Here is a 1,363-nt window from a genome sequence, read left to right as displayed (position 1 = left end):
CTTTCGCCCAATAGCAGGGCCAGTTCCGCAGCATTAACATAGTCAAAGCCTGTTCCGGCTTTATGTTGTACTTTTATTAGTTCTGAAACCTTTTTATTTAGCTGTTCAAGATTCTTTAAAGTTTCAGCTTTGAAGTCGATTTGTTCTTCTATTTGCTCATCCATTTTCTTGCTATTTTTTAAATTCAAATTTTCGATAGCAAGTATAGGATAGGCGCATAGCAATTTCCAACGTCGGACTATCCGACATTTTTCAAATAATTTTCACACCTCTGATATTCTGAATCTTACAAAGACACCTTTAAGCCTTATCGGATACTTTTTGCTGTTTTTGTCGGATACTTTTTTAACTCAAATGGCAATAAAAAGCAATAAATAGTAATCGGTATTTTTGCAAATTATCGGGTTACAATTTCAATGATTACTTTTTCGATGTCACCTGTTGGTAAATTACGTTCCTGAAAATGCAATTTGATAACTTCAAGGTCAACCAAAAGATTCTTATCGTTTTTAATGTATGGAGCCTTATCTATGAGCCGATAGAAATATACATTTTTGTAATTATCCACATCAATACCGTTTACCACACATAAAAACCGGGCAAGTGTTGAGTTACCAACATCTACCCGGTGTTTTAAGCCCAAAAGCCGAAAAATAAAGTAAGCCCAAAGCACCTGCTGGGCACTAGAAAGCTTTAAGATGGCATCGTGCGTTCTTGGCTTAATTTGTTGGAGGTTTGGAAACGCTTCAACATTTCCGTTTGATTTGAAATATTTGAGAAATTGAAGTTTCCCAAAATAGTCGCTGAAAAAATTATAATAGTCCTGAGGATTTGTTGACGAAAGGTCAACGAGAGGTGAGTAGTAATAAATCTCTAATGCCTTTATGTGAAAGGTCTTTTGCCTGAAATTTATTACATCTTGAAATTTGACTTGTTTTTTGCCGGGTATAAGCCATTGGAGTATTGCTTTTGGCTTTATATGGATTTTACCGACCTGTAAATAACAAAGTTCTCCTTCGTTATTATACACTTCAAGTCTTTTAAGGTGAGTATTTGGAGGTAGGAATAAAAACGAGAAGTATCGTTCATTAATGGTAACATACCTCTTGGTATGCTTCATCCGTTCCCTTATAATAAGGGCTTTTTCAATTATACTATTTATATCTTCCGATTGTACGAGAAAATCATAATCAAAGAGTTTCATTAACTCAGTAGGGAATGGAGCTGTAGGTAAATGTGTTAATTTCTCTACAAGGTTATCCATTTTGGATTCCCATACTGTCGATTCTTTCGCCTTCCTGTAGCCTTGCAGTAAATTCTCAAATACAGCAAGGCAATCCTTTTCAAAGTTCTCCGCAACAAT

At 35.2% G+C, this 1,363-nt stretch carries 1 protein-coding gene; it reads right to left on the bottom strand.

The genetic code is table 11. The features are described from left to right. Nucleotides 1–397 precede the first annotated feature (397 nt). The coding region (locus tag J1N10_RS20875; protein ID WP_262328666.1) for a hypothetical protein at nt 398–1,363 on the bottom strand (966 nt) is incomplete at its 5' end.

This window comes from Carboxylicivirga litoralis (assembly GCF_025499605.1).
GTDB lineage: Bacteria > Bacteroidota > Bacteroidia > Bacteroidales > Marinilabiliaceae > Carboxylicivirga > Carboxylicivirga litoralis.
The sequence above is the reverse complement of the archived record's forward strand: the minus strand, read 5'-3'. Positions and strand labels throughout refer to the sequence as shown.